Genomic DNA, 21,741 nt, shown 5'->3' with positions numbered 1-21,741 from the left:
TTTATATCACTAGAGAAATTTTTGTACTTTATGATGAGGCAGCAGGACTTTAAATTTCCTCTTTGATTTTTTTATAAAGATCTAAAATATCATCTTTTTTAATGATAAAGCTATTTTTATTTGCTATTAGATAAGCTGAGCTTTGCATGATATTACCAGCGATCTTTAGCCCATTTTGTTTCATGGTTGAGCCAGTCTCGACTACATCAACTATCGCGTCGCTTAAGCCAACTAATGGTGCAAGTTCGATCGAGCCATAAAGCTTGATGATCTTTACAGCTACGGCTTGTTTCGTAAAATAATTTCTTGTTATATTTGGCATTTTTGTGGCTATTTTTAGCTCTGGCTGGTTTAGATCTAGTTCAGAGTCGTTTTTTATGCCAATGCAAACTTTGCACTGCCCGATTTTCAAATCTAGCAACCTTACAACATTTGGCTTGTGCTCTTCAAGTACGTCAAGTCCTACTACACCAATATCTGCTGCACCTTCAGTGACATAAGTTGGGATATCTTGGTTGCGAACCATTAAAAATCTAAAATTTCCTTCTTCAAGGATTAATTTTCTATCTTCAAATAAAAAACTTGAACCAAAAATTTTTCTAAAAATTTCCAGGGTTGCTTCGGCTATTCTTCCTTTTGGTAGTGCTACTGTTATCATATTATCATATCTTTCTTTTCAGTTATTAGCTTTTGCATGGCACGAAAAACTAGCATCTTGTCGCAAATAGCATTTTTAAAAAATTTTGACAAAAAGTCGCCATCTCCACCAGTAAAATAGACTTTTTTGTCACCGGCTAGCTTATCTAGTAGAGTTATTATTGGTTTAATAATGCCATAACTCACAGCATCGGCTGTTTTTTGTGGTAGTGCATCTATGTCAATTTGTGAATTTATAGTGATATCAAGTCGTGGCGAGATACTTTTGTAGGCATTTAGCATACTTGAAATGCCTGGCAAGATATATCCTCCAAGATGGATAGAATTTGCCATAATATCAACTGTTATGGCGCTTCCAGCATCAACGATTATGCCATTATTTATAGAGTAACATGCTGCGATTCTATCTACACCTAGACCCTGATATATCGTATCTATGGTAAAAAATGGTTCTAGATCCACAAACATCTTATTGTCTTTTAAAATATTTAAAATTTCATCATTTACGGATATAAAATATACTTTTTTCTCTGGTTTATAGCTTTTAAACTCAGAAATTTTCATACGTGAGATTTTGCCATCTTCTAAAAATGTAGCGTTAGTATTACCTATATTACACAAAATCATAACATCGCCAATTATTGTTTTGTAGTTCTTTTAAGGCTTTAGAACAAATGCCAGAGCTGTAAAATATAGTTTTTTTTCTTAGATTTGTTTGGAATTTTATCTCTATTTTTTTAGAAATTTCTTCAAGCTCCAAAGCCTCTTTACGTAGCAATCTACTTTTTGCTGTTCTTAAAAAGACAAGATTATAAAAGCTCTTATTGTCCACTCCCCAAAAGATATCAAGCGTCTTTTTTGTGCTAAATTCACTTGTGTTAAGTTCTTTGATATCTTTTAAAAGGATTTTTTTGGCTTCAAAAAGCTCCCAAATTTTTTGGTTCATTGCCCTAAATTAACAAGCTCATTATCATAATAAAAGGCACCATTGCCCATAAAGCTTTTATCTTTTATCTCATCGCTAAATTCATAAATTTCAGCTCCACTGAGGTCTAAATTTGTCTTTATAACGTAGCCTGTTTTTTCGATTACGTAAAGCTTATTATTGATAATAGTAGCTGCTGAGAAGATGGCAAATTTGAAATTTACTTTATTTTGCTCTTTTAACATAAGATTTGTTCTTACGATCGTACCATCTTTTTTAAAGATATAAATTTCATCGTTATTAACCAGTACATTTTTGATCTCTCCGTCATAATAAACTGTTTGGTTTGGGTTAATGACGATAAGTTTTTTAGCTGTTGCTGCGATTAGATTATCGCCCTCAACGCCTAAAAATATGATGTTATTAAAGAAATTTTCAGAGCTTACGACCACGTCACGTAAAATTCTACCAGTCTCTTTTTGTACTATATAAATTTTACCATCTAATGCTGGATAAACGATAAGCGAGCTCATAAAAAATGGTGCCACAATCCTTGAATCAACTGCTGCTATATTAGACGAGCTATATTCCATTATTGTTGTTGCGGTATTTATGTCTATTAGATAGATGTGGTTTGCCGCACTGATAGCTGCTAATAGGTTTTGATTAAGAGAAGCAGCAACGATTGCTGTTGGAAATTTATTGCTATAAACGCTGTGTCCGCTAGGATCTGTCACATTTAGATCACCATTTATACTAGCTGAGATTATAAAGCCGTTGTTTTCATTTAAGAAATTAAAATTTTCAGGCAACTTAATGTTTGCATTTAGGCCATTTTTGGTGATAATATTGCCGTTATCAAGAGTGGCACCATTTGCATTTGCTGATTTGATATAAGATGGCATATCTTTTGACAAAGAAATTTTGCCAGAGGTTTGAGCTGGCTCGAAATATTGTCTTTTTGTGCCACATCCGCTTAAAACTAAAGCCAAGGCAAAAGCCAAGAAAAGAGTAATTTTTTTCATTATTTTATTCCCTGATAGTGTTTTAAATTTTTAACTAAAGTTTGAAGTTGAGAGTCGAGTGAAATTTTATTAAACTCATCATTTGCTTCTTTGATTTCGTTTTGTTTTAAAAGTTCAAAACCTTTTAAAAGTGTGCTATATTCGCTTAAAATTTGAGTGTTTGCATTACCATCTTGTGAAAGAATGATATCTTTTACTATAGGATTTACTTTTAAATTTGCAAGCTCGCTAATGCCATTTGTCTCATTTTTATCAAGCTTTTGCTGAAGTGAAAAAAGTGCATATAAATTTGGTTCTTTTTCTTTTAAAATGCTTAAGGCATTTGCATCGTTTGGATTTAAAATGAGCTTTGAGTAAGCCAAATTTGCATCTTCAATTCTATTATCATTTATTATTTTGTTCGAATAAAATCCAATAATTGCAATGACGGCAACGATAATGGCAATTATCATAAATTTTTTATACTTTCTAAAGAAACGCTCACCTTTGATCATGCTTTCTAAAAACTGTTCTTGAGCACCAATCTCTTGTTTTATCTGTGTTAGATCTTCTTTTATAGCCAACGCTTTTCCTTTATTTTTAAAAAATTTTAATTCACAGATTTTAACATAATTAAATTAAAACTATCCCAAAATTAAAGCTTGAATGTGATATAATGGCTCAAAATTAATTAATAAGGTTACTTATATAATGCAAATAGATGATACTCTTTTAAATAAATTAGAAAAACTTTCTGCCTTACAAATCAGTGATGAAAAAAGAGAAGAAGTAAAAAAACAACTAAGCGAGATTGTATCTTTTGTTGATATTTTAAATGAACTTGATCTAAGCAGCGATGAAGCTGTAGTTAGCTCTATAAAAGGTGGCGCGCCTTTAAGAGAAGATGAGCCAAGGCCAAGTAATGTGATTGATACGATCTTAAAGTACGCTCCTTCACGTGAAGGGCATTTTTTTGCTGTACCAAAAATAATAGAATAATGGTAAAAATATGGATCTAATCGAACAGCTTCAGGCGAAGAATTTAAGTGTAAAAATACCAGAAGATAATAGCCTTAATAATCTTGCTGGCGATATAAAAACACTTTTAAAAACTGTTGTAAGTGATAAGGCAAGTGATCTTCACCTTGTTTCAAGATCTGAGCCGCAAATAAGAGTAGATGGTGCTTTAAAGCCCATTGATTTTGGCGTATTAAGTGGCAAGGATATAGAGAATTTATGTTTTTCTTTGATTACTGATGAACAAAAAAGTGAGCTTGAGAATAATAAAGAGCTTGACTTTGCGATTGAGCTTCCAGATATTGGTCGCTTTCGTGGCAACTATTACTATACCATGAATGGCGATTTAGCTGCTGCTTTTCGTATAATCCCAATCAATATCCCATCTCTTGATGAGTTAAATGCCCCACAAATTTTTAAACACATTATTAAGCGTGAAAAAGGTCTTATTTTGGTTACTGGACCGACAGGAAGTGGTAAATCAACAACTCTTGCAGCCATGCTTAATGAGATAAATTTAAATTATAGAAAGCATATTATTACAATTGAGGATCCAGTCGAGTTTGTGCATAACAATAAAAAAGCTCTATTTTCTCATAGAAATATCGGCACTGACGCAACTTCTTACTCAAGGGCCTTAAAATCTGCGGTTCGTGAAGATCCAGATATCATACTTGTGGGCGAGATGAGAGATAGAGAAACGATTTCAACGGCTATTACGGCGGCTGAGACTGGACACTTGGTCTTTGGTACGCTTCACACAAATTCAGCCATTCAAACTATAAATAGGATCGTTGATAGCTTCGATGGAAGCGAGCAATTGCAAGTAAGAAATATGCTTAGTGTTTCGCTAACTGCTGTCGTTTCACAAAGTCTAATCCCAAAGATAGGCGGTGGAAGGTGCGCTGTGCATGAAATTTTAATAAACAATATGGCTATCTCGAACTTGATACGTGAAAACAAAATACATCAAATTTACTCTCAGATGCAGCTAAACCAGCAACAAACTGGCATGAGTACGCAAACCCAGGCTTTGATGAAAGTACTAAAAGAGGGTAAGATTACAAAAGAAAATGCGCTAGCTTATTCAACTAGTCAGCAAGAACTTCAAAATTTAATAGGAACTATATAATGGATTTAGTAACGTGGTTTGATATTATTATTATCGCTCTTGTCTTGATGCTTGGCATAAAAGGCATATTAAATGGACTTATAAAAGAAGCTTTCGGACTTATCGGACTTATCGGAGGCTTAATTATAGCTAGTAGATTTTCAGATCTATCTGGTGAGTTTATAACTAAAAATATATATAAATTTGAAAATCCTTCATTTTTACAGTTTGTCGCATTTATCTCTCTTTGGTTGGTTTTTTGGATAGTTTGCTTGCTAGTTGGTAAATTTTTATCAAAAATAGTTTCAGTAAGCGGACTTGGTTTTTTGGATAGACTTGGTGGATTTGTTATGGGAAGTGGAAAAATTTTCTTAACATTTTCGGCAGTAGTTGCTGTAATATCTGGTACTTCGCTAAATAATATAATTGCACCTTATTTCGCGAATAGTAAAGTCTATCCGGTTTTGATAGAAACTGGCAAATGGATAACAAATCTTGATGTGAAAAATATCAAAAGTGAGTTAGATGAGATAGTGGCAAGACCAATGGATACAAATAAAACTGATGCATTTATCTCAATGGATGCAAATGCTAGTGTAAATACCGACTCTAATATCACAAAAGGGGAATAAGATGATAGAAAATTTAGAATATGATGCGTTGCTTGAGAAATTCAAAAGAGTGCTTCGCGACAATGGTTTAAAATATACGAAACAGCGTGAAATTTTACTAAAAACGCTATATAACAATGGCGAACACTTTACTCCAGAAAGACTTTATCTTTTTATAAAAGAGACACACCCTGAGCTAAATATTGGTATCGCAACTGTTTATAGAACACTAAATCTACTTGAAGAATCAGAGATGGTGACATCAATCAGCTTTGGTTCACAAGGTAAAAAATTTGAGCTTGCCACAAAGCCACATCACGACCATATGATATGCAGAAAGTGCGGTCTTATCATAGAATTTGAAGATCCAATGATAGAAAAAAGACAAATCAGTATCGCAAAAGATCATGGCTTTAAACTAACTGGTCATATGATGCAGCTTTATGGAATTTGTGAAAAATGCTCAAAAAATAATATAAAGGGAAAGTAAGGTGATATTTGACAACCAACATGAGATTCAACGACTACAAAGCATAGATGAACTAAGAAATTTAGGCATTAATCCATATCCGCATTTTCTTAGAAGAGATATGAATATCTCTAAATTTAGACTAAAATTTAACTACATTAATGATACAGAAGAGAAAAAGGCCGAAGGTCAGCTAGTAGGTCTTGCAGGTAGAATAAAACTAATTCGTGATGCTGGAAAAGCGGTTTTTGCAAATATCGAAGATGAAGATGGAAATTTACAAATTTACTTTAGTAATAAAACGCTTGATCCAGAGTGGTTTAAAATCGTTAAAAAATACGTAGAGATAGGCGATATCGTCTATGTTAGAGGTTATGCATTTATAACGAGAACTGGCGAATTTTCCATGCATGTAAGCGAGCTTAGCCTTGCTTCAAAGTCGATAAGTCCACTTCCTGAGAAGTATCATGGCTTAGTTGATGTTGAGACAAGATATCGCCAAAGATATCTTGATATGATAATGAACCCTGAAGTTAGAGCTGATTTTAAAAGACGCTCAGTGATTATTAGTACGATTAGAAGATTTTTTGAAGAAAAAGGCTTTTTAGAAGTTGAAACACCGATGCTACACCCAATAGCAGGCGGTGCAAACGCAAAGCCATTTATAACTTTTCACAATGCCCTTGGAGTAGAGAGATATCTAAGGATCGCACCTGAATTATACCTCAAACGTCTTATAGTGGGTGGTTTTGAAGCTGTTTATGAGATGAATAGAAATTTTAGAAACGAAGGAATGGATCTTACTCATAATCCTGAGTTTACAAGTATAGAGTTTTACTGGGCATACCACAACTACCACGATTTAATGGGTATCACAGAGGATCTTTTTAATGTCATTTTAGACAAGCTAGATATGGAAAAGGTTGTAAATTTTGACGGCATGGAGATTGATTTTAGTAAGCCATTTAAGCGAATAAGCTACAAAAAAGCTCTCGTTGAGATCGGTGGACTAGATGAGAATATCATAAACGACAAAGATAAAATTTTAGCAAAACTAAGAGCTGATGGCCTTGAAGCAAATGAGAAGCTTGATCTTGGTCACTTGCAGGCTGAGCTATTTGATAACTACGTAGAGAGTAGGCTTATACACCCAACATTTGTTATTGATTATCCGATTTCGATCAGTCCACTTTCAAGAAGAAGTGACGCAAATCCTGATGTGGCTGAGAGATTTGAGCTATTTATCGCTGGTCGCGAGCTAGCAAATGGCTTTAACGAGCTAAACGATCCAATCGATCAATACAACCGCTTTAAAGCTCAAATCGATGCTAAAAACGCAGGCGATGACGAGGCACACGAGATGGATGAGGACTATGTAAAAGCCCTAGGATACGGCATGCCACCAGTTGCAGGTGAGGGCATAGGCATAGATAGACTTGTTATGCTTTTAACAGATAAAAAATCGATACGTGACGTTGTGCTCTTCCCAGCGATGAGACCACTAAAAACTGAGACAAAGGAGAACGAAAAATGAGTTTGCAAAGTTACGATAAGGACATTTACAATCTAGTAAATTTAGAACTAAAACGCCAATGTGATCACCTTGAGATGATCGCTAGTGAAAATTTTACATATCCAGAAGTTATGGAAGTAATGGGCTCAATCCTAACAAACAAATACGCTGAAGGCTATCCTGGCAAGAGATATTATGGTGGCTGCGAATTTGTCGATGAGATCGAGCAAATAGCGATCGATAGATGTAAAGAGCTTTTTGGATGTGAATTTGCAAACGTTCAACCAAACTCAGGCTCTCAGGCGAACCAAGGTGTTTACGGCGCTTTACTTAATCCAGGTGATAAAATTTTAGGCATGGATCTAAGCCATGGTGGACACTTAACGCACGGTGCAAAGGTAAGCAGTTCTGGCAAGATGTATGAGAGCTTCTTTTATGGCGTTGAGCTTGATGGTCGCATAAACTACGATAGAGTAATGGATATTGCAAAGATAGTAAAACCAAAAATGATCGTTTGTGGCGCAAGCGCATATACAAGAGAGATTGAGTTTAAAAAATTTCGTGAGATAGCTGACGCTGTTGGGGCGATACTTTTTGCAGATGTTGCTCACATTGCTGGTCTTGTTGTTGCTGGTGAGCATAAAAGTCCTTTCCCATACTGCGACGTTGTAAGTTCAACTACGCACAAAACATTAAGAGGCCCAAGAGGCGGTATCATTATGACAAATAACGAAGAGTATGCTAAGAAGATAAATGCTTCTATTTTTCCAGGTATCCAGGGCGGACCACTAGTTCATGTCATCGCAGCAAAGGCAGTTGGCTTTAAGCACAACCTTAGCCCTGAGTGGAAAATTTATGCTAAACAAGTAAAAGCAAACGCTAAAAAATTAGGCGAAGTACTAATAAAAAGAGGCTTTGATTTAGTGAGTGGTGGTACTGATAACCATCTAATTTTGATGAGCTTTTTAAATAGGGATTTTAGCGGTAAAGACGCAGATATCGCTCTTGGAAATGCTGGAATAACGGTAAATAAAAATACGGTTCCAGGTGAGACAAGAAGCCCATTTATCACAAGTGGTATACGTGTTGGTAGTCCTGCGCTTACGGCCCGTGGCATGAAAGAAGCTGAGTTTGAACTAATAGCAAACAAAATAGCTGACGTATTAAGCGATATAAACAACACATCTTTGCAAGAGAAGACAAAAGCTGAGCTAGTTGAACTTGCTCATAAATTTATAATCTATGATAAAGCGACATTTTGATGCAAAGTATTGATACGGCACTTATAAAGATTATTACAACTCACTACTATATCAAGCGTGATACGATCGTTAATAAAATAGAATACAGAGGTAAAATTTTCTTTGATAAATTTGAAAAGATAAATGAGCCACTGACCTATAATATTATGAAAGAGCATGAAGAGGGCAAAGCTGTTATCGCACACTCTTTAATAAATGCAAATGATAAAGTTGAAAATATAGTCTTTGACTATAACGGCAGAACCCCAGATAGATTTTGGCATAAAGCACAGCTTCTTCTAAGAGAAGAGGGCTTTATAAATTTTACAGCCTACGAGAGTAAGACGCCAGGACATCTGCATCTTTATGTGCATAAAGGTCACACTACGCTAAATGAGGCTTGCCAGCTAGCAAATATGCTCAACGCAAAGCTTTCACAGAAGCTACCTAAAGAGTGGAGGATGTTTCCAAATATCGATATGCCAAAAGAATTTAACATACTAACTTTACCTTATAAACTCTATCAAAAAGAGCGTGGGGCAAGTTGGTCAAAATATATGTAATTAAGGATAAAAAGTGGAAAACGATGAGTTAAAAGATATTCTTTTAGAAAGAGATGATGACGCAAGAGGATTGAAGCTAAAAAAACTTCTTATATTTATAGCAGCTCTTATTATACTTTTTTTGATCATTGTAGTGGCTATGAAGCTAGTAAATTCAAGCGATCCTTCACAAGCGCAAAATGAAGCTGATTCAAGACTAGTGCTTCCTCCAGTACCAGCCGAGCAGCCAGTAGATAGACAAGCTCCGATAGCTGATACAAATTCAGACAATAAAAAAGGCGATACACAGCTCTTTGAGCAAGTACCGATCGTGCCTGAAAATAAGCAACAAGATGAATTTGAAGATATGATCAAAAAGCTAAAAGATAAAGAAAACAATAAGCCTGTTTCTAAAACTGAAGAGCCAAAAGAGATAGTTAAGCCTATCGAAAAGTCTGCAGAAATACCAGCAAAAAAAGCTGAGACAAAGGTGGATACTCCAGTTAAAAAAGTCGAAAAAGTAGCAACTACTGATAAAAAGAGCGAGGCAAAACCAGCCAAAACTGAAAATAAAGTAGATAAAAAGATTGAGAAAAAGGCTGAAACCAAAATAGAAAAAACGGATAAAAAAGCTGAAGTAGCTAAAAGTGAACCTGCTGCAAAAGGCTCTTATGTTCAAGTATTTGTGACTAGTAAATTTAATCCAAATGCTGAATATATAAAGAAGATCGCTACTAAGGGATATAGCTACAAAACTATAAAAGTTGGTGAACTGACTAAAATTTTAGTTGGTCCATTTGATGAAAAAACGCTTCAAAAAGCAGTAGGCGATATTAGAAAAGATATCAATAAAGACGCTTTTATCTTTAGAGCAAAATGAAAACATTTGCAGTCTTTGGAGATCCAATAGCTCACTCGGTATCTCCGAGGCTGCACAACAAAGCCATTGCGGACCTTGGCTTAAAAGCACTTTACACAAGAGTCTTGCTAAAAGATGGCAGCGAATTAATCAATAAATTTAAATCCTTAAAATTAAACGGTGCAAATGTAACACTTCCACATAAAGAGTGGGCTTTAAATTTAGCCGATGAAGCTTCAGATATAGCTCGCAAAATAGGCTCTGCAAATACTCTTGTACTTAAAAATGACAAAATTTATGCATATAACACAGATGCGCCCGGGTTTTTAAAGGCAATAAAAAATTTTAAAGATGTAAAAAAAGCTATTGTCCTTGGAGCTGGCGGTACCGCAAATGCCATAACTTATGCATTAAAAGAACAAGGCGTTGATGTTTGCATACTAAATAGAAGCAAAGATAGGCTTGAGAAATTTAAAGATGAGTACAAATGCTTTAGTTGGGATAACTACGAAGAGCAAAAATTTGATCTAGTCATTAACTCGACCTCTGCTGGTTTAAAGGATGATTTTCTACCGGCACCTAAAGAAATTTTAAAAAGTATTTTTAAGGATGCTAAATTTGCATTTGATGTGATTTATAGCAAGCAGACACCATTTTTAGAAATGGCCAAGCAAAGTAGCCTTGGTGTAAAAGATGGCGCCGATATGCTTTTATATCAAGCGGTTCTAGCACTAAATTTATTTTTTAACAATACACTTGATGAGTCAAAGATCGAGCGCTCAATGAGAGAAATTTTCTATCTATAACCAATTAGCATTTATTTTTTATAAAAATTTTCGTAAGTTTGGTTTTAAACTAAGTTAAAAATTTATAGCTTGTAGAAACATTTTGATTAAAATTTTTATTGAAAGTAACTGGAGTAAATATAAAAAGCAGGGAAGATCCCTGCTAAATTTTACTATTCGTTTGTTTTGATATAAGCGTAGTCTGAAATTTTAGTCCATTCTCTTGCTTTTTTAAGGAAAGCTCTTTGAGATTCAACGATCTCTTTAAATAATGGATCTTTAGCGCTCTCTTCATCAAGTAGTTCATTTGTAGCTTTTTTAAGAGCTGCGATTACTTCTGGTGGGAAAGATTTTACTTGGATGTCTGGATACTCGCTTTTCATTTTATCCCAGTACTCGACATTTGAATAAAATACTTTTGTATTTGCATCTCTTGCTACTTCAGCTGCAGCTGCTTCAAAGATCGCTTTTAGGTCATCTGGAAGCTTCTCGTATGATTTTTTATTAAAGAAAAATTGAGTTTCACCGTTTGGCTCTTGCCAACCTGTGTAGTAGTATTTTGCCACTTTGTGAAAACCAAGTGCCATGTCATAAGCTGGGCTAACCCATTCGACTGAGTCGATCGTTCCCATCTCAAGGGCCATGTAAAGCTCACCAGTTGGGATAGTATTGATGTTGGCGCCAAGTTTAGCGTAAATTTCACCACCAAAGCCCGGAATTCTTATCTTTAAGCCTTTGATATCATCTAATGATTTGATCTCTTTTTTAAACCAGCCACCCATTTGCATGCCGGTATTTCCAGCTCTAAAAATTTTGATATTGTATGGATCGTAAACTTTTGCCTCAAGCTCCTTACCACCGCCAAATTCATACCAAGCTGTTTGCTCATCAGTATTCATCATAAATGGAGTTGCTGTAAAAAATATAGTTTTAGCATCTTTGCCTTTATAATAATAGCTACTTGTGTAGGTAATGTCGTATTGACCGCTTTTAGCAAAATCAAGCATCGCAAAAGGTGATTTATGTTTTGATGGATAATCAATCCTTAGCTCAAGTCTACCATTACTCATCTTTTCAACTTTGTCCTTTAGCTCTTTTGGTACATCACCAAGCACTGGCATAGTGCTCTCCCATGAGCTAGCAAGCTTTAGCTTATAAACTTTATCATCTCCCATAGCAACGCAAGCAGCAGCTGCTAGACCAAGAGACGCTAATAAAAATTTATTCATATCTTCTCCTTTGAAATTTTGACTATTATACAAAAAATTACATTATTAAAATGTGTTATAATCGCAAAAATCAAATTTATGGGGCATAAAATGATAAAAAAGACGAAAATCGTAGCTACTTTGGGGCCAGCAAGTGATAATGAAGAGACAATGGAGGCGATGGTAAAAGCAGGCGTTAATGTCTTTCGTTTAAATTTTAGCCATGGGACACACGAATACCATAAATTAAACATTGACAAGATAAGAAATATCGAAAAAAAGCTAAATAAGAGAATAGGAATTTTACAAGATATCTGCGGCCCAAAGATCAGAGTTGGTAAGCTTAGTGAGCCATTTTATCTAAAGGCTGGTGATGAACTTAGTATCCATGCTGATGAGATTATCGGTGAAAAAGTGGAAAAAGGAATTTATAAAGTAAGCCTAAATCAGCCTCAAATTTTGCCAATGCTAAAGGTTGGCGAGTATGTCTATCTCTATGATGGCTCTATAAGGGCAAAGGTCGTTAGTGAAGGTAAAGAAATAGTAAAAACTATCATTGAAAATGATGGAATTTTAAACTCAAACAAAGGTGTAAATTTCCCAAATACAGCCCTTGGCATAGAAATCATCACGCCAAAAGATAAAGAAGATATGAAATTTGGCGCAACGCATGGCGTAAATTTTGTCGCCATTAGCTTCGTGCAAGATGCAAATGACGTAATAAAGGCAAAAAATATCTTAAAAGAATTTGGCTCAAGAGCTGCTGTCTTATCTAAGATCGAGAAATTTGACGCGGTTGAAAATATAGACGACATCATCTCAAAGAGTGATGGCATCATGGTAGCTCGTGGCGATCTTGGCATAGAAGTGCCATTTTATAAGGTTCCAACTATCCAAAAGCTCATCATCAAAAAAGCAAATGCAGCAAGCAAGCCAGTCATCACAGCAACCCAGATGATGCTAAGCATGGCAGAGCATGAGACTGCCACAAGGGCGGAGATCAGCGATGTGGCAAATGCCGTGCTAGACGGCACTGATGCTGTTATGCTAAGTGAGGAGAGTGCGATCGGTAAAAACCCAGTCGCGGTCGTAGAGGCGATGAGTAAAACGATCATCCAAACTCAAAGCATCTATCCATATAATAAATTTGATGAGTTTGACTTTTTTGACGAGACTGATATGGTGGCAAGTAGTGCCGCATCTCTTGCTGTTCGCATAAAGGCAGATGCTTTAATCTCAATCACTGGCTCAGGAAAATCGGCCATAAAATTAGCTAGAAACCGCACAAATATCGACATCATCGCAGTCGCTCACGATGAGCAAACAGCGCACATGCTTACTCTTGCTTGGGGCGTTACGCCAGCGCTTGTACTAGAAAAAACAAAGCTTAGCTCACTTTTGGCAAATGTCATGAAAAAGGCGTATGAAGAGGGATATGTCGAACACGATAAGACTTATCTTGTCACTGCCGGTCACCCTACGGGCGTTGAGGGTAGCACAAACCTTATACGCATCATCAGACGCGATCAGCTTGATTATTATTTGGAGCTTGCAACTGAGTAAATTTATATACTCTCTTGCAAATTTTAAAATTTTGCTTGCTTGTAAAAATTGACTGCTAAGATTTGTCTTTGCTTTTTGCTTAGCTCAAATTTTATAGCCGAAATTACTCACTCATGAAATTTTAAAATTTGTATGAAATTTACTTGTAAAAATTAGGATATATAAAATTTATTTTGAAAGAATTTGTGACGTCAAATTTAACGTCACAAATCTAAATTTATTTTTTCTTTTTGCCTTTTGGCTCATCGCCTTTAAACCAGCTTTTTATCTTATCAAAGACGCTTTCATCGGTATTTGATTTGCCTGATTCTATGCCAAAGCTAGCCTGAAGCTTATTTAAAAGCTCTTTTTGCTCATCGCTTAGTTTTTCAGGTGTTTGAATAGAAATTTGCGCTACAAGCCTACCTTTTTTGCGCGAATTCACGCTTTTTATACCTTCATTTTCAAAGATAAATTGCTGCTTGTCCTTTGCTCCAACAGGTAGTTTTAGCTCAGTTTCTCCTCGAAGCGTTGGAATTTTTATGCTTTCGCCAAGTATAGCTTGCGTGAAAAAGACAGGAATTTCTAGATAAACATCGTCGTTATGACGAATGAAATGCTTATCTTCTTTTACATTTATGCTTACATAAAGATCGCCTTGAACGCCGTTTGTACCGATATTGCCTTTGCCAGCTACTCTCATTCTCATACCGCTATCAACGCCCTCAGGGATAGTAATCTTTACAGTTTGTTGCTGGATTTTATAAGCTTTTGCATTACAATCAGGGCATGGTTCGCTTATTACTTCACCGCTTCCATGGCAATATGGGCACTCTTGGACGATATTCATAAAGCCATTTCCGCGTGTTATCCTGCCACTTCCGCCACAGTGCTGGCATGTCTTGCTCTTGCCATCTTTACTACCAGTTGCATTGCATGTTGGGCAAGGCACTTTTTGATCAAATTTTATCTCTTTTTCACAACCAAAAATAGCTTCGTTAAACTCCAAATTTATAGGAATTTCAAGATCGGCTGAGTATTTTTCAGAGTATCTTTTTCTCTGTCTAGAACTACTCGCAAAACCGCCACCAAAAAATGAGTCAAAAATATCTGAAAGATCAAAATCGGCACTAAATCCGCCACCGCTACCAAATCGACCCTCAAGACCTTCTTTGCCGTATCTGTCGTAGATAGAGCGTTTTTGTTCGTCGCTTAAAACTTGATAAGCTTCATTTATCTGTTTAAATTTTAGTTCAGCCTCTTTGTCGCCAGAATTTCTATCTGGATGATATTTTAAAGCAAGCCTTCTAAAGGCTTTTTTGATCTCATCTCCGCTTGCATTTCTTGAAATTTCAAGGATTTCGTAATAGTCAAATTCCACATTTTTCCTTGTTAATTAAGCTTATTTTAAATATGGGATTTTACCCAAAAAAGTTTAAATTTAAAAAAGAATTTACATTTTTGCCGTATAATCTCTACTATTTTTAATAAAAAGGATAATTCATGGTTAATGTTTTAATGATAGAAGACGATCCAGAATTTGCGCAAATTTTATCTGAATATCTTGATAGTTTTAATATAAAAGTTACGAATTTTGAAGACCCTTATTTAGGACTTAGTGCTGGAATAAAAAACTATGATTTGCTAATACTTGATCTTACTTTGCCGGGCATTGATGGGCTTGAGGTTTGTAAAGAAATTCGCCAAAAATACGACATTCCTATCATCATAAGTTCAGCTAGAAGCGATATTAGTGACAAGGTTGTTGGACTTCAGCTTGGTGCTGATGATTATTTGCCAAAACCATACGATCCAAAAGAGATGTATGCTCGTATCACAAGTCTTATAAGAAGATATAAAAAGACAAATGAAGTACAAGAAGAGGTCGTTGATAGCGCATTTAGGATCGATGATAAACGTCACGAAATTTACTTTAACAATGAGCCGTTGGCACTTACTCCAGCTGAGTATGAAATTTTGACATATCTTATCAAACAACACAGTTTTTCAGTATCACGCGAACAGCTAGTTTATAACTGCAAAAGCCTAAAAGATAAAGATTCAAAGAGCTTAGATGTTATTATCGGACGCCTTAGATCAAAAATCGGTGATAGCTCAAAAGCCCCGAAACATATATTTTCAGTAAGAGGCATAGGATATAAGCTTATCGGATGAAATATTCCATAACTACGAAGATAACTATTATCTTTGCCATAGCTTTCTCGCTGATGTGCTTGCTCTTTGTAACTTTTGCAAACATTCAGCAAGAGAGCGCTTTAGAAAAACTAAAGGATAGACAAATAAGTGCGATGAACTACCTTGTCGCACTCTATGAACGTGGAAATCCCCCAAGAGATTTAGAGCATTATTTTAAAAATTTTTACTTAGAGTATGTTGGAAATAAAAATTTAGCCACTTCAATAGCTACAAATGGAACTGTTGTTTTTACGCAGCATACACCTCTTGGAGTGGTGCAATCGGTTAATTACAAAGGCGATTTGTATTTGCTTATTAAAAATCCATCTTTTCAGCTACTTCTTGAAAGTAACGACGCAAGACACGTAAATGATCCGCTTTGGGTCGCATTTTTGATAGTTTCAGCCCTTCTCATCTCACTTTATGTTTCTGTTCTTAGAAGTCTTTCACCACTTAGAAGGCTTAGTAAAGATATCAGAAAATTTGCCAGTGGAAATATGGAAATGGCGATGACGGCTAGGCTAAATGAAAACGAGCAAGACGAGATCGGACAGGTTGCGGTTGAGTTTGATAACGCCGTTTGCAAGATCAGAGAGCTCATCCGCTCAAGGCAGCTATTTTTGCGTGCGATTATGCATGAGCTAAAGACTCCTATTGGTAAGGGCAGGATCGTCTCTGAGATGGTCGCAAATGAGACCCAAAAGATGAGGCTCATAAATGTTTTTGAGCGCCTTGAGATGCTGATAAATGAATTTAGCAAGGTTGAACAGCTCCTTTCTAAAAGCTACGCATTAAACTACCAAGAGTGCCATTTTTCGCTCATTTTGGAGCAAGTGCAAGATATGCTCATGCTTGATAAATTTGAAGAGCGAGTGAGCTGTGATATCAGAGATGACGTCATATTAAGAGTGGATTTTCAGCTTTTTAGTTTGGCGATTAAAAATTTGATAGACAATGCCCTAAAATACGCAGAAGATAAAAAGGCTATTTTGATCTGCGATAGCGAATTTATAGCGGTTAAAAATTTAGGTAAAAAGCTAAATCACCCGATTGACTACTACAAACAAGCCTTTGTGCGTGGCGACAAAGTGAGTGCTGGAAGTGGCATGGGGCTTGGACTTTATATCATCGAGCAAATTTGTCAGATGCAAAAATTTGAGCTTGTTTATGACTACGAAGACGGCTATCACGTCTTTAAAATTTTACTTAGATCAAAGGCAAAGCGAGCATGAAAAGGGGCTTAGAAAAATTTAACGAGCTAACTGAGTCTTTTGCAAAGCTCCCTGGTGTCGGTAAAAAATCAGCCGCAAGGTTTGCCTATTTTGTCTGCATGCAAGATAGCTTTGCAGGGCTAAGGCTCGCTCAAAATATCGAAGACGCAGTGAGGTTTATAAAGCGATGTGAGCGTTGTGGTGGGCTAAGCGAAAATGAAATTTGTGACATTTGCAGTGACGAGAGTAGGGATAGTGAGGTTATATTGCTGGTTGAAAGTCCAAAAGACATCCTAGTCTTTGAGCAAAATGGCATCTACAACGGCCTTTACTTCGTACTTGACGAGATCAACGAGGACGCCATAGAGAGGCTGCGAAGTGCTATTAAGCAAAATGGCTCAAAAGAGGTTGTCTTTGCCTTTACACCAGGGCTAAATTCAGACGCACTCATGCTTTACGTCGAGGATAAGCTTGGCATGAGTGAAATTTCATTTAGCAAGATCGCTCAGGGCGTGCCAACTGGTGTAAATTTAGAAAACGTCGATATGCTCTCACTCTTAAAAGCCTACGAGAGCCGCACAAAAGCCTAATTAAAATTTCTTTTAGTTATAATCTCACCTAAATTTATAATATTTAGTCCGCGAAATCGCCGCTAAATTTAAAAGGATAGAGATTGATTTTGCTTATAGATAACTACGATAGTTTTGTCTTCAACGTCGAGCAGTACGTAAAAGAGCTCACAAACGAAGAGGTTAGATGCGTTAGAAACGACAAGATAACGCTTGAAGAGATCAAAAAACTAAACCCAAGTAAGATCATCCTAAGCCCAGGGCCAAAGCACCCAAAAGATAGCGGAGTTTGCTTAGAAATTTTAAAAGCAGACCTTGGCGTGCCTGTGCTTGGCATTTGCCTTGGACACCAAGCCATAGGGCTTAGTTTTGGCGCAAAGATAAAAAGACTAGATGACCCACTTCACGGCAAGACCTCGTTTATAGACGTGAAAAACAAAGAGCCACTCTTTGCAGGGCTGCCTGATCGTTTTGAGGTTATGCGCTACCACTCGCTTTATGTCGATGAGCTCCCAGCTAGCTTAAGTGCTGATGCGGTCAGTGATGATGGCGTAGTTATGGCACTTAGCGTTAAAGATAAGCCGATCTTTGGCATCCAGTTTCACCCTGAGAGCTACTTCACGCAATACGGCAAAAAGATCGTTGAAAATTTTGTAAATTATAAGGCAAAAGAAGAGGTAAAAGAGCCAAAAATTCGCTCACTCAAGCCATATCTTATCAAGCTTCAAGAGAATATCCCGCTTGACGATAGCGACTTTGAGCAAATTTGCGAGATAATAGCCAGCAAAGAGTACGAGATAGTGCAGCTTTCAGCCCTTTTAGTGCTAATTAGCGAAAAGAGCCTCTATCCAAAAAGCCTCGCTGCGCTTGCAAAAAATATCCTAAAATACTCGCAAACTTACCGCGATGATACGCCTATGATCGATCTTTGTGGCACTGGCGGCGATGGCTTTAAGACGATAAATATCTCAACAACTGTGGCATTTACCCTCGCAAGTCTTGGTATAAAGGTCGCAAAGCACGGCAACAAGGCAGTTTCAAGCAAGTCTGGCAGCTCTGATGTGCTTGAAATTTTAGGTGTAAAAAGTGAAAAATCACTGGCAAAACAGCGCGAAAATTTAGCTAGTAAAAATTTAGCCTTCTTTCACGCGCCATTTTTTCATCCGTTAGTTGGTGAGGTAAGAGAGGTGCGTCAAAGACTTGGCATAAGGACCGTCTTTAACGTGCTTGGACCGCTTTTAAATCCAAATTTAAACCTTACAAACCAGCTAGTTGGCGTCTATCATAAGCCAGTGCTAAAACTCTACGCCCAGACGCTTAAGATCCTTGGCAGAAAGCACGCTCTAGTCGTTCGCGGAGATGATGGACTAGACGAGATCACGCTTTGTAGCGAAACGAGCGTTGTGGAGCTAAAAAATGGCGAAATCTTTGAGTACAGCATCACGCCAGAGCAGTTTGGCTTTAAAAGAGCGCTTCACAGCGACATCGAGGGTGGCACACCTGAAGAAAATGCCAAAACCTTGATACGCACGCTAAAGGGCGAGGAGCAGGGGGCAAAATTTGACATCGTGGTCTTTAATGCGATGTTCGCACTCTACGCAGCTGATGGCGCTAAGAGCCCAGACGAGGCTAAAAAAATAGTGCTTGAGGCGATAAAAAGCGGCAAGGTATATAAATTTTATGAAGAGTTTATAAAGGCGCAAGCGTAATGGCGCTGGTTAAAATTTGTGGCATCAAAACGCTAGAAGAGGCAAGTACGGTTTGTGCTTTGGATGTTGATTTTATCGGGTTAATATTTGCCAAAAGTAAAAGAAGGGTCGAGCTAAATTTAGCTAGGCAGATAGCGAAATTTGCTCACAGCAAGGGCAAAAAAGTAGTTGGCGTTTTTGCTGAGCAAAGTGAGTGCGAGGTAATGGAAATTTGTCAGTTTGCTGGTCTTGACGTGGCTCAGGTGCATGGAGCGGTGAGTGAAAATTTATATGTAAATTTAAAAGATATGGGGCTTGAGATTTGGCAGGTTTTTAGCGTGAAAGATAGCTTGCCAGAGGTTGATTTTAAGCATTTTGACATGGCGCTTTTTGACTGCAAGGGCGAAAATGCCGGCGGAAACGGCACTAGCTTTGAATGGGAAATTTTAAAAGATACTAAATTTAAATTTGGCATGGCTGGGGGCATAGGCGAGCACAACATAAAAGAGGCGCTGAAATTTAAGCCATATCTAGTCGATATCAACTCAAAAGTCGAGGACGAAAACGGCATAAAAGATGCACAAAAGATAGAGAGAATTTTAAAGATCATAGGTGAGGTAGAAGATGAACAGTAAAGCATATTTTGGAAAATTTGGCGGGCAGTTTGTGCCTGAGACGGTAATGTTTGCCCTTGATGAGCTGGAAAGCGCCTATGCTAGCATCGCAAAGACAAAAGAGTTTAAAGACGAGCTTGATGATCTGCTTAAAAACTACGTTGGCAGGCCTAGTCCGCTTTTTTTTGCAAAGCGCCTGAGCGAGCACTATGGACATGAAATTTACCTAAAAAGAGAGGATCTAAACCACACGGGCGCGCATAAGATAAATAACGCCCTAGCTCAAGCGCTACTTGCTAAAAAAATGGGTAAAAAGAAAATTTTAGCTGAGACTGGAGCTGGTCAGCACGGCGTGGCAACAGCGACTGCAGCGGCACTTTTGGGCTTAGAGTGTGACGTCTATATGGGCGCAACTGACGTGGCTAGACAGCAGCTAAATGCCTTTCGCATGCAGCTTCTTGGCGCAAAGGTGGTGAGCGTAGAAGACGGCTTAAAAACACTAAAAGAGGCGACCACGGCAGCCATACAAGCGTGGGTAAATGAGATAGAGAGCGCATTTTACGTCATTGGCTCAGCCGTTGGCCCGCACCCATACCCAAAGATCGTGCGTGACTTCCAAAGCATCATCGGCACAGAGGCCAAAGCTCAGCTTGCAGATTACGGCAAAAAGGCCGACTACGTCATTGCCTGCGTTGGCGGCGGCAGCAATGCTATTGGCATTTTTAGTGCGTTTTTGGACGATGAGAGCGTAAATTTAGTAGGTATTGAGGCTGGCGGTCTTGGCATAGAGACACCTTATCATGCAGCTACGCTTAGCAAAGGCAAAACTGGCATCATCCACGGCATGAAAACGACGGTCTTGCAAGATGAGTACGGCATGATCTCGCCAGTTCACAGCATTTCAGCAGGCCTAGACTACCCAGGCATCGGCCCAGAGCACGCTCACCTAAACGACATCAAAAGGGTAAAATACGAAGCTGTAACCGACGATGAGTGCATAAATGCCTTGTATTTTCTAAGCAAGATGGAGGGTATCATCCCAGCTATCGAGAGCGCGCATGCGCTGGCGTATCTAGAAAAGCTTTGCCCAAAACTTGATAAAAAAAGCGTCATCGTCGTAAACGTCTCAGGCAGGGGCGATAAGGACATAAACACAGTTATCGGCTACGAAAAAGGAAAAATTTATGGATAAGGTTAGAAGCGCATTTAACGGCAAAAAGGCAAACATCGGCTACATCGTGGCTGGATATCCAAGCTTAGAAAAAACGAAGGAATTTTTAGAAAATTTAGATGAGAGCACGCTAGATCTAGTTGAGATCGGCATCCCTTACTCTGACCCGCTAGCTGATGGCAAACTCATCGCGCAAGCTAGCTTTGAGACGGTGCAAAATGGCGTAAATACAGACGTTGTCTTTGATATGCTTGAGAGTTGCAAGGCAAAAGTGACAAAGCCACTTGTTTTTTTGGTTTATTACAACATCATCTTTGCTTATGGTGTTGATAAATTTCTAAAAAGATCAGTTGAGGCTGGAGTTAGCGGCTTTATCGTTCCGGATCTGCCTTGCGAGGAGTGCGAGGAATTTGCTCTAAAGTGCAAGGAGCTAAATTTAAGCCTGATACCACTTATCAGCGTCACATCTGGTAGTAGAGCGGATGGAATTTTAAAATTTGGCTCAGGATTTATCTACGCTCTTGGCGCGATCGGCGTTAGCGGTTCAAAAAGGGCTAATGAAGATAGGATAAAAAAATTGGTCCTAGAGCTTAAGAAAAAGAGCGATTTGCCAGTAGCTGTTGGCTTTGGTATAAAAAACAAAGATGATGTTAATGAAGTAAAAAAATATGCTGACGGAGCGATAATAGGTACGCAAATAGTTAAGCTTTGTGCCGAATTTAGCGGTGAAAAGCTAGTAAAAGAGATAGATAAACTCTTTTAAAATGCTTAATAAATTTATAGCTAATTTAGTAAAGCCAAAGTATAA

The 21,741-nt window shown here is 37.5% G+C and carries 24 protein-coding genes; 17 read left to right on the top strand and 7 right to left on the bottom strand.

The genetic code is table 11. The annotated features are described in order from the left end of the window. Positions 1-49: 49 nt before the first annotated feature. From hisG to CCON33237_RS07850, 5 genes are read right to left on the bottom strand one after another with little or no spacing between them, the layout of a single operon-like run. Positions 50-658 carry an ATP phosphoribosyltransferase gene (hisG, locus tag CCON33237_RS07870; protein ID WP_054197128.1) on the bottom strand — a complete coding sequence of 203 codons (609 nt, stop codon included), beginning with the start codon at positions 656-658 and terminating at the stop codon, positions 50-52. Next, a complete protein-coding gene (locus CCON33237_RS07865; RefSeq protein WP_054197127.1) occupies positions 655-1,284 on the bottom strand; it encodes a type III pantothenate kinase in 630 nt (209 codons plus the stop codon). The genes hisG and CCON33237_RS07865 overlap by 4 nt, the downstream gene beginning before the upstream one ends. Beyond that, entirely contained in the window at positions 1,271-1,603 is a 333-nt protein-coding gene (locus tag CCON33237_RS07860; protein WP_054197126.1) for a hypothetical protein, read from the bottom strand. Before CCON33237_RS07860 ends, CCON33237_RS07865 begins: the two co-directional genes overlap by 14 nt. Then, positions 1,600-2,607 carry an L-seryl-tRNA selenium transferase gene (locus tag CCON33237_RS07855; RefSeq protein ID WP_054197125.1) on the bottom strand — a complete coding sequence of 336 codons (1,008 nt, stop codon included), beginning with the start codon at positions 2,605-2,607 and terminating at the stop codon, positions 1,600-1,602. The genes CCON33237_RS07860 and CCON33237_RS07855 overlap by 4 nt, the downstream gene beginning before the upstream one ends. Next, on the bottom strand, positions 2,607-3,170 hold the full coding sequence (locus tag CCON33237_RS07850; protein WP_054197124.1) for a hypothetical protein: 564 nt from the start codon (positions 3,168-3,170) through the stop codon (positions 2,607-2,609). Before CCON33237_RS07850 ends, CCON33237_RS07855 begins: the two co-directional genes overlap by 1 nt. Positions 3,171-3,297: 127 nt before the next feature. Between CCON33237_RS07850 and gatC the strand changes: the two genes are divergently transcribed. From gatC to CCON33237_RS07805, 9 genes are read left to right on the top strand one after another with little or no spacing between them, the layout of a single operon-like run. Beyond that, a complete protein-coding gene (gene gatC, locus CCON33237_RS07845) occupies positions 3,298-3,585 on the top strand; it encodes an Asp-tRNA(Asn)/Glu-tRNA(Gln) amidotransferase subunit GatC (protein ID WP_054197123.1) in 288 nt (95 codons plus the stop codon). A gap of 10 nt (positions 3,586-3,595) precedes the next feature. Further along, the gene (locus CCON33237_RS07840; RefSeq protein WP_054197122.1) at positions 3,596-4,735 is read left to right on the top strand and encodes a type IV pilus twitching motility protein PilT; all 1,140 of its coding nucleotides are present in this window, start codon (positions 3,596-3,598) and stop codon (positions 4,733-4,735) included. Further along, complete coding sequence (locus tag CCON33237_RS07835) at positions 4,735-5,346, top strand: CvpA family protein (protein WP_054197121.1); 612 nt, start codon at positions 4,735-4,737, stop codon at positions 5,344-5,346. The genes CCON33237_RS07840 and CCON33237_RS07835 overlap by 1 nt, the downstream gene beginning before the upstream one ends. 1 nt (position 5,347) lies before the next feature. Beyond that, positions 5,348-5,815: a Fur family transcriptional regulator gene (locus tag CCON33237_RS07830; protein ID WP_021091630.1), complete on the top strand. Its 468-nt coding sequence runs from the start codon at positions 5,348-5,350 to the stop codon at positions 5,813-5,815. 4 nt (positions 5,816-5,819) lie between these two features. Then, positions 5,820-7,328, top strand: coding sequence for a lysine--tRNA ligase (gene lysS, locus CCON33237_RS07825; RefSeq protein ID WP_234402280.1), 1,509 nt, complete (start codon positions 5,820-5,822; stop codon positions 7,326-7,328). After that, complete coding sequence (locus CCON33237_RS07820) at positions 7,325-8,569, top strand: serine hydroxymethyltransferase (protein ID WP_054197119.1); 1,245 nt, start codon at positions 7,325-7,327, stop codon at positions 8,567-8,569. Before lysS ends, CCON33237_RS07820 begins: the two co-directional genes overlap by 4 nt. Further along, the gene (locus CCON33237_RS07815) at positions 8,569-9,111 is read left to right on the top strand and encodes a DUF1882 domain-containing protein (RefSeq protein WP_054197429.1); all 543 of its coding nucleotides are present in this window, start codon (positions 8,569-8,571) and stop codon (positions 9,109-9,111) included. Before CCON33237_RS07820 ends, CCON33237_RS07815 begins: the two co-directional genes overlap by 1 nt. Positions 9,112-9,124: 13 nt before the next feature. Then, on the top strand, positions 9,125-9,970 hold the full coding sequence (locus tag CCON33237_RS07810) for an SPOR domain-containing protein (RefSeq protein WP_054197118.1): 846 nt from the start codon (positions 9,125-9,127) through the stop codon (positions 9,968-9,970). Then, a complete protein-coding gene (locus CCON33237_RS07805; protein WP_054197117.1) occupies positions 9,967-10,755 on the top strand; it encodes a shikimate dehydrogenase in 789 nt (262 codons plus the stop codon). The genes CCON33237_RS07810 and CCON33237_RS07805 overlap by 4 nt, the downstream gene beginning before the upstream one ends. 152 nt (positions 10,756-10,907) lie before the next feature. On the opposite strand, the gene CCON33237_RS07800 is transcribed toward CCON33237_RS07805, so the two are convergent. Next, positions 10,908-11,963, bottom strand: a complete 1,056-nt coding sequence (locus CCON33237_RS07800; protein WP_054197116.1) for a TRAP transporter substrate-binding protein — start codon at positions 11,961-11,963, stop codon at positions 10,908-10,910. A gap of 90 nt (positions 11,964-12,053) precedes the next feature. On the opposite strand from CCON33237_RS07800, the gene pyk reads away from it, so the two are divergent. Beyond that, positions 12,054-13,505, top strand: a complete 1,452-nt coding sequence (gene pyk, locus CCON33237_RS07795; RefSeq protein WP_054197115.1) for a pyruvate kinase — start codon at positions 12,054-12,056, stop codon at positions 13,503-13,505. Positions 13,506-13,722: 217 nt separating this feature from the next. On the opposite strand, the gene dnaJ is transcribed toward pyk, so the two are convergent. After that, positions 13,723-14,865, bottom strand: a complete 1,143-nt coding sequence (dnaJ, locus tag CCON33237_RS07790) for a molecular chaperone DnaJ (RefSeq protein WP_054197114.1) — start codon at positions 14,863-14,865, stop codon at positions 13,723-13,725. 122 nt (positions 14,866-14,987) lie between these two features. Here dnaJ and CCON33237_RS07785 point away from each other — a divergent pair, with 122 nt between their 5' ends. The 7 genes from CCON33237_RS07785 to trpA all read left to right on the top strand — a co-directional run bounded on the left by CCON33237_RS07785 (position 14,988) and on the right by trpA (position 21,696). After that, on the top strand, positions 14,988-15,659 hold the full coding sequence (locus CCON33237_RS07785) for a response regulator transcription factor (RefSeq protein ID WP_021091583.1): 672 nt from the start codon (positions 14,988-14,990) through the stop codon (positions 15,657-15,659). Next, positions 15,656-16,912, top strand: a complete 1,257-nt coding sequence (locus CCON33237_RS07780; protein WP_021091798.1) for an ArsS family sensor histidine kinase — start codon at positions 15,656-15,658, stop codon at positions 16,910-16,912. The genes CCON33237_RS07785 and CCON33237_RS07780 overlap by 4 nt, the downstream gene beginning before the upstream one ends. Continuing rightward, positions 16,909-17,481 (top strand): recombination mediator RecR, encoded by a 573-nt coding sequence (gene recR, locus CCON33237_RS07775; RefSeq protein ID WP_002942587.1) that lies wholly within the window; start codon positions 16,909-16,911, stop codon positions 17,479-17,481. Before CCON33237_RS07780 ends, recR begins: the two co-directional genes overlap by 4 nt. 83 nt (positions 17,482-17,564) lie before the next feature. Next, entirely contained in the window at positions 17,565-19,169 is a 1,605-nt protein-coding gene (gene trpD, locus CCON33237_RS07770; RefSeq protein ID WP_054197113.1) for an anthranilate phosphoribosyltransferase, read from the top strand. After that, complete coding sequence (locus CCON33237_RS07765) at positions 19,169-19,783, top strand: phosphoribosylanthranilate isomerase (protein WP_054197112.1); 615 nt, start codon at positions 19,169-19,171, stop codon at positions 19,781-19,783. The genes trpD and CCON33237_RS07765 overlap by 1 nt, the downstream gene beginning before the upstream one ends. Further along, positions 19,773-20,954 carry a tryptophan synthase subunit beta gene (gene trpB / locus CCON33237_RS07760; protein WP_054197111.1) on the top strand — a complete coding sequence of 394 codons (1,182 nt, stop codon included), beginning with the start codon at positions 19,773-19,775 and terminating at the stop codon, positions 20,952-20,954. The genes CCON33237_RS07765 and trpB overlap by 11 nt, the downstream gene beginning before the upstream one ends. Beyond that, on the top strand, positions 20,947-21,696 hold the full coding sequence (gene trpA, locus CCON33237_RS07755; RefSeq protein WP_054197110.1) for a tryptophan synthase subunit alpha: 750 nt from the start codon (positions 20,947-20,949) through the stop codon (positions 21,694-21,696). Before trpB ends, trpA begins: the two co-directional genes overlap by 8 nt. The last annotated feature ends 45 nt before the right edge of the window (positions 21,697-21,741 follow it).

The sequence above is a fragment of the Campylobacter concisus genome (genome assembly GCF_001298465.1).
GTDB lineage: Bacteria > Campylobacterota > Campylobacteria > Campylobacterales > Campylobacteraceae > Campylobacter_A > Campylobacter_A concisus.
Note: the sequence above shows the minus strand (reverse complement) of the source record. Positions and strands in the feature narration are given on the sequence as shown.

What these genes read in the sequence shown, in the direction of transcription:
- trpB (WP_054197111.1), top strand. Translation starts at nt 19,773, where the DNA reads ATGAACAGTAAAGCATATTTTGGAAAATTTGGCGGGCAGTTTGTGCCT.
- CCON33237_RS07830 (WP_021091630.1), top strand. Translation starts at nt 5,348, where the DNA reads ATGATAGAAAATTTAGAATATGATGCGTTGCTTGAGAAATTCAAAAGA.
- CCON33237_RS07865 (WP_054197127.1), bottom strand. Translation starts at nt 1,284, where the DNA reads ATGATTTTGTGTAATATAGGTAATACTAACGCTACATTTTTAGAAGAT.
- hisG (WP_054197128.1), bottom strand. Translation starts at nt 658, where the DNA reads ATGATAACAGTAGCACTACCAAAAGGAAGAATAGCCGAAGCAACCCTG.
- CCON33237_RS07805 (WP_054197117.1), top strand. Translation starts at nt 9,967, where the DNA reads ATGAAAACATTTGCAGTCTTTGGAGATCCAATAGCTCACTCGGTATCT.
- CCON33237_RS07835 (WP_054197121.1), top strand. Translation starts at nt 4,735, where the DNA reads ATGGATTTAGTAACGTGGTTTGATATTATTATTATCGCTCTTGTCTTG.
- CCON33237_RS07785 (WP_021091583.1), top strand. Translation starts at nt 14,988, where the DNA reads ATGGTTAATGTTTTAATGATAGAAGACGATCCAGAATTTGCGCAAATT.
- CCON33237_RS07815 (WP_054197429.1), top strand. Translation starts at nt 8,569, where the DNA reads ATGCAAAGTATTGATACGGCACTTATAAAGATTATTACAACTCACTAC.
- gatC (WP_054197123.1), top strand. Translation starts at nt 3,298, where the DNA reads ATGCAAATAGATGATACTCTTTTAAATAAATTAGAAAAACTTTCTGCC.
- CCON33237_RS07860 (WP_054197126.1), bottom strand. Translation starts at nt 1,603, where the DNA reads ATGAACCAAAAAATTTGGGAGCTTTTTGAAGCCAAAAAAATCCTTTTA.
- trpA (WP_054197110.1), top strand. Translation starts at nt 20,947, where the DNA reads ATGGATAAGGTTAGAAGCGCATTTAACGGCAAAAAGGCAAACATCGGC.
- CCON33237_RS07780 (WP_021091798.1), top strand. Translation starts at nt 15,656, where the DNA reads ATGAAATATTCCATAACTACGAAGATAACTATTATCTTTGCCATAGCT.
- CCON33237_RS07840 (WP_054197122.1), top strand. Translation starts at nt 3,596, where the DNA reads ATGGATCTAATCGAACAGCTTCAGGCGAAGAATTTAAGTGTAAAAATA.
- CCON33237_RS07855 (WP_054197125.1), bottom strand. Translation starts at nt 2,607, where the DNA reads ATGAAAAAAATTACTCTTTTCTTGGCTTTTGCCTTGGCTTTAGTTTTA.
- pyk (WP_054197115.1), top strand. Translation starts at nt 12,054, where the DNA reads ATGATAAAAAAGACGAAAATCGTAGCTACTTTGGGGCCAGCAAGTGAT.
- recR (WP_002942587.1), top strand. Translation starts at nt 16,909, where the DNA reads ATGAAAAGGGGCTTAGAAAAATTTAACGAGCTAACTGAGTCTTTTGCA.
- CCON33237_RS07765 (WP_054197112.1), top strand. Translation starts at nt 19,169, where the DNA reads ATGGCGCTGGTTAAAATTTGTGGCATCAAAACGCTAGAAGAGGCAAGT.
- CCON33237_RS07800 (WP_054197116.1), bottom strand. Translation starts at nt 11,963, where the DNA reads ATGAATAAATTTTTATTAGCGTCTCTTGGTCTAGCAGCTGCTGCTTGC.
- CCON33237_RS07820 (WP_054197119.1), top strand. Translation starts at nt 7,325, where the DNA reads ATGAGTTTGCAAAGTTACGATAAGGACATTTACAATCTAGTAAATTTA.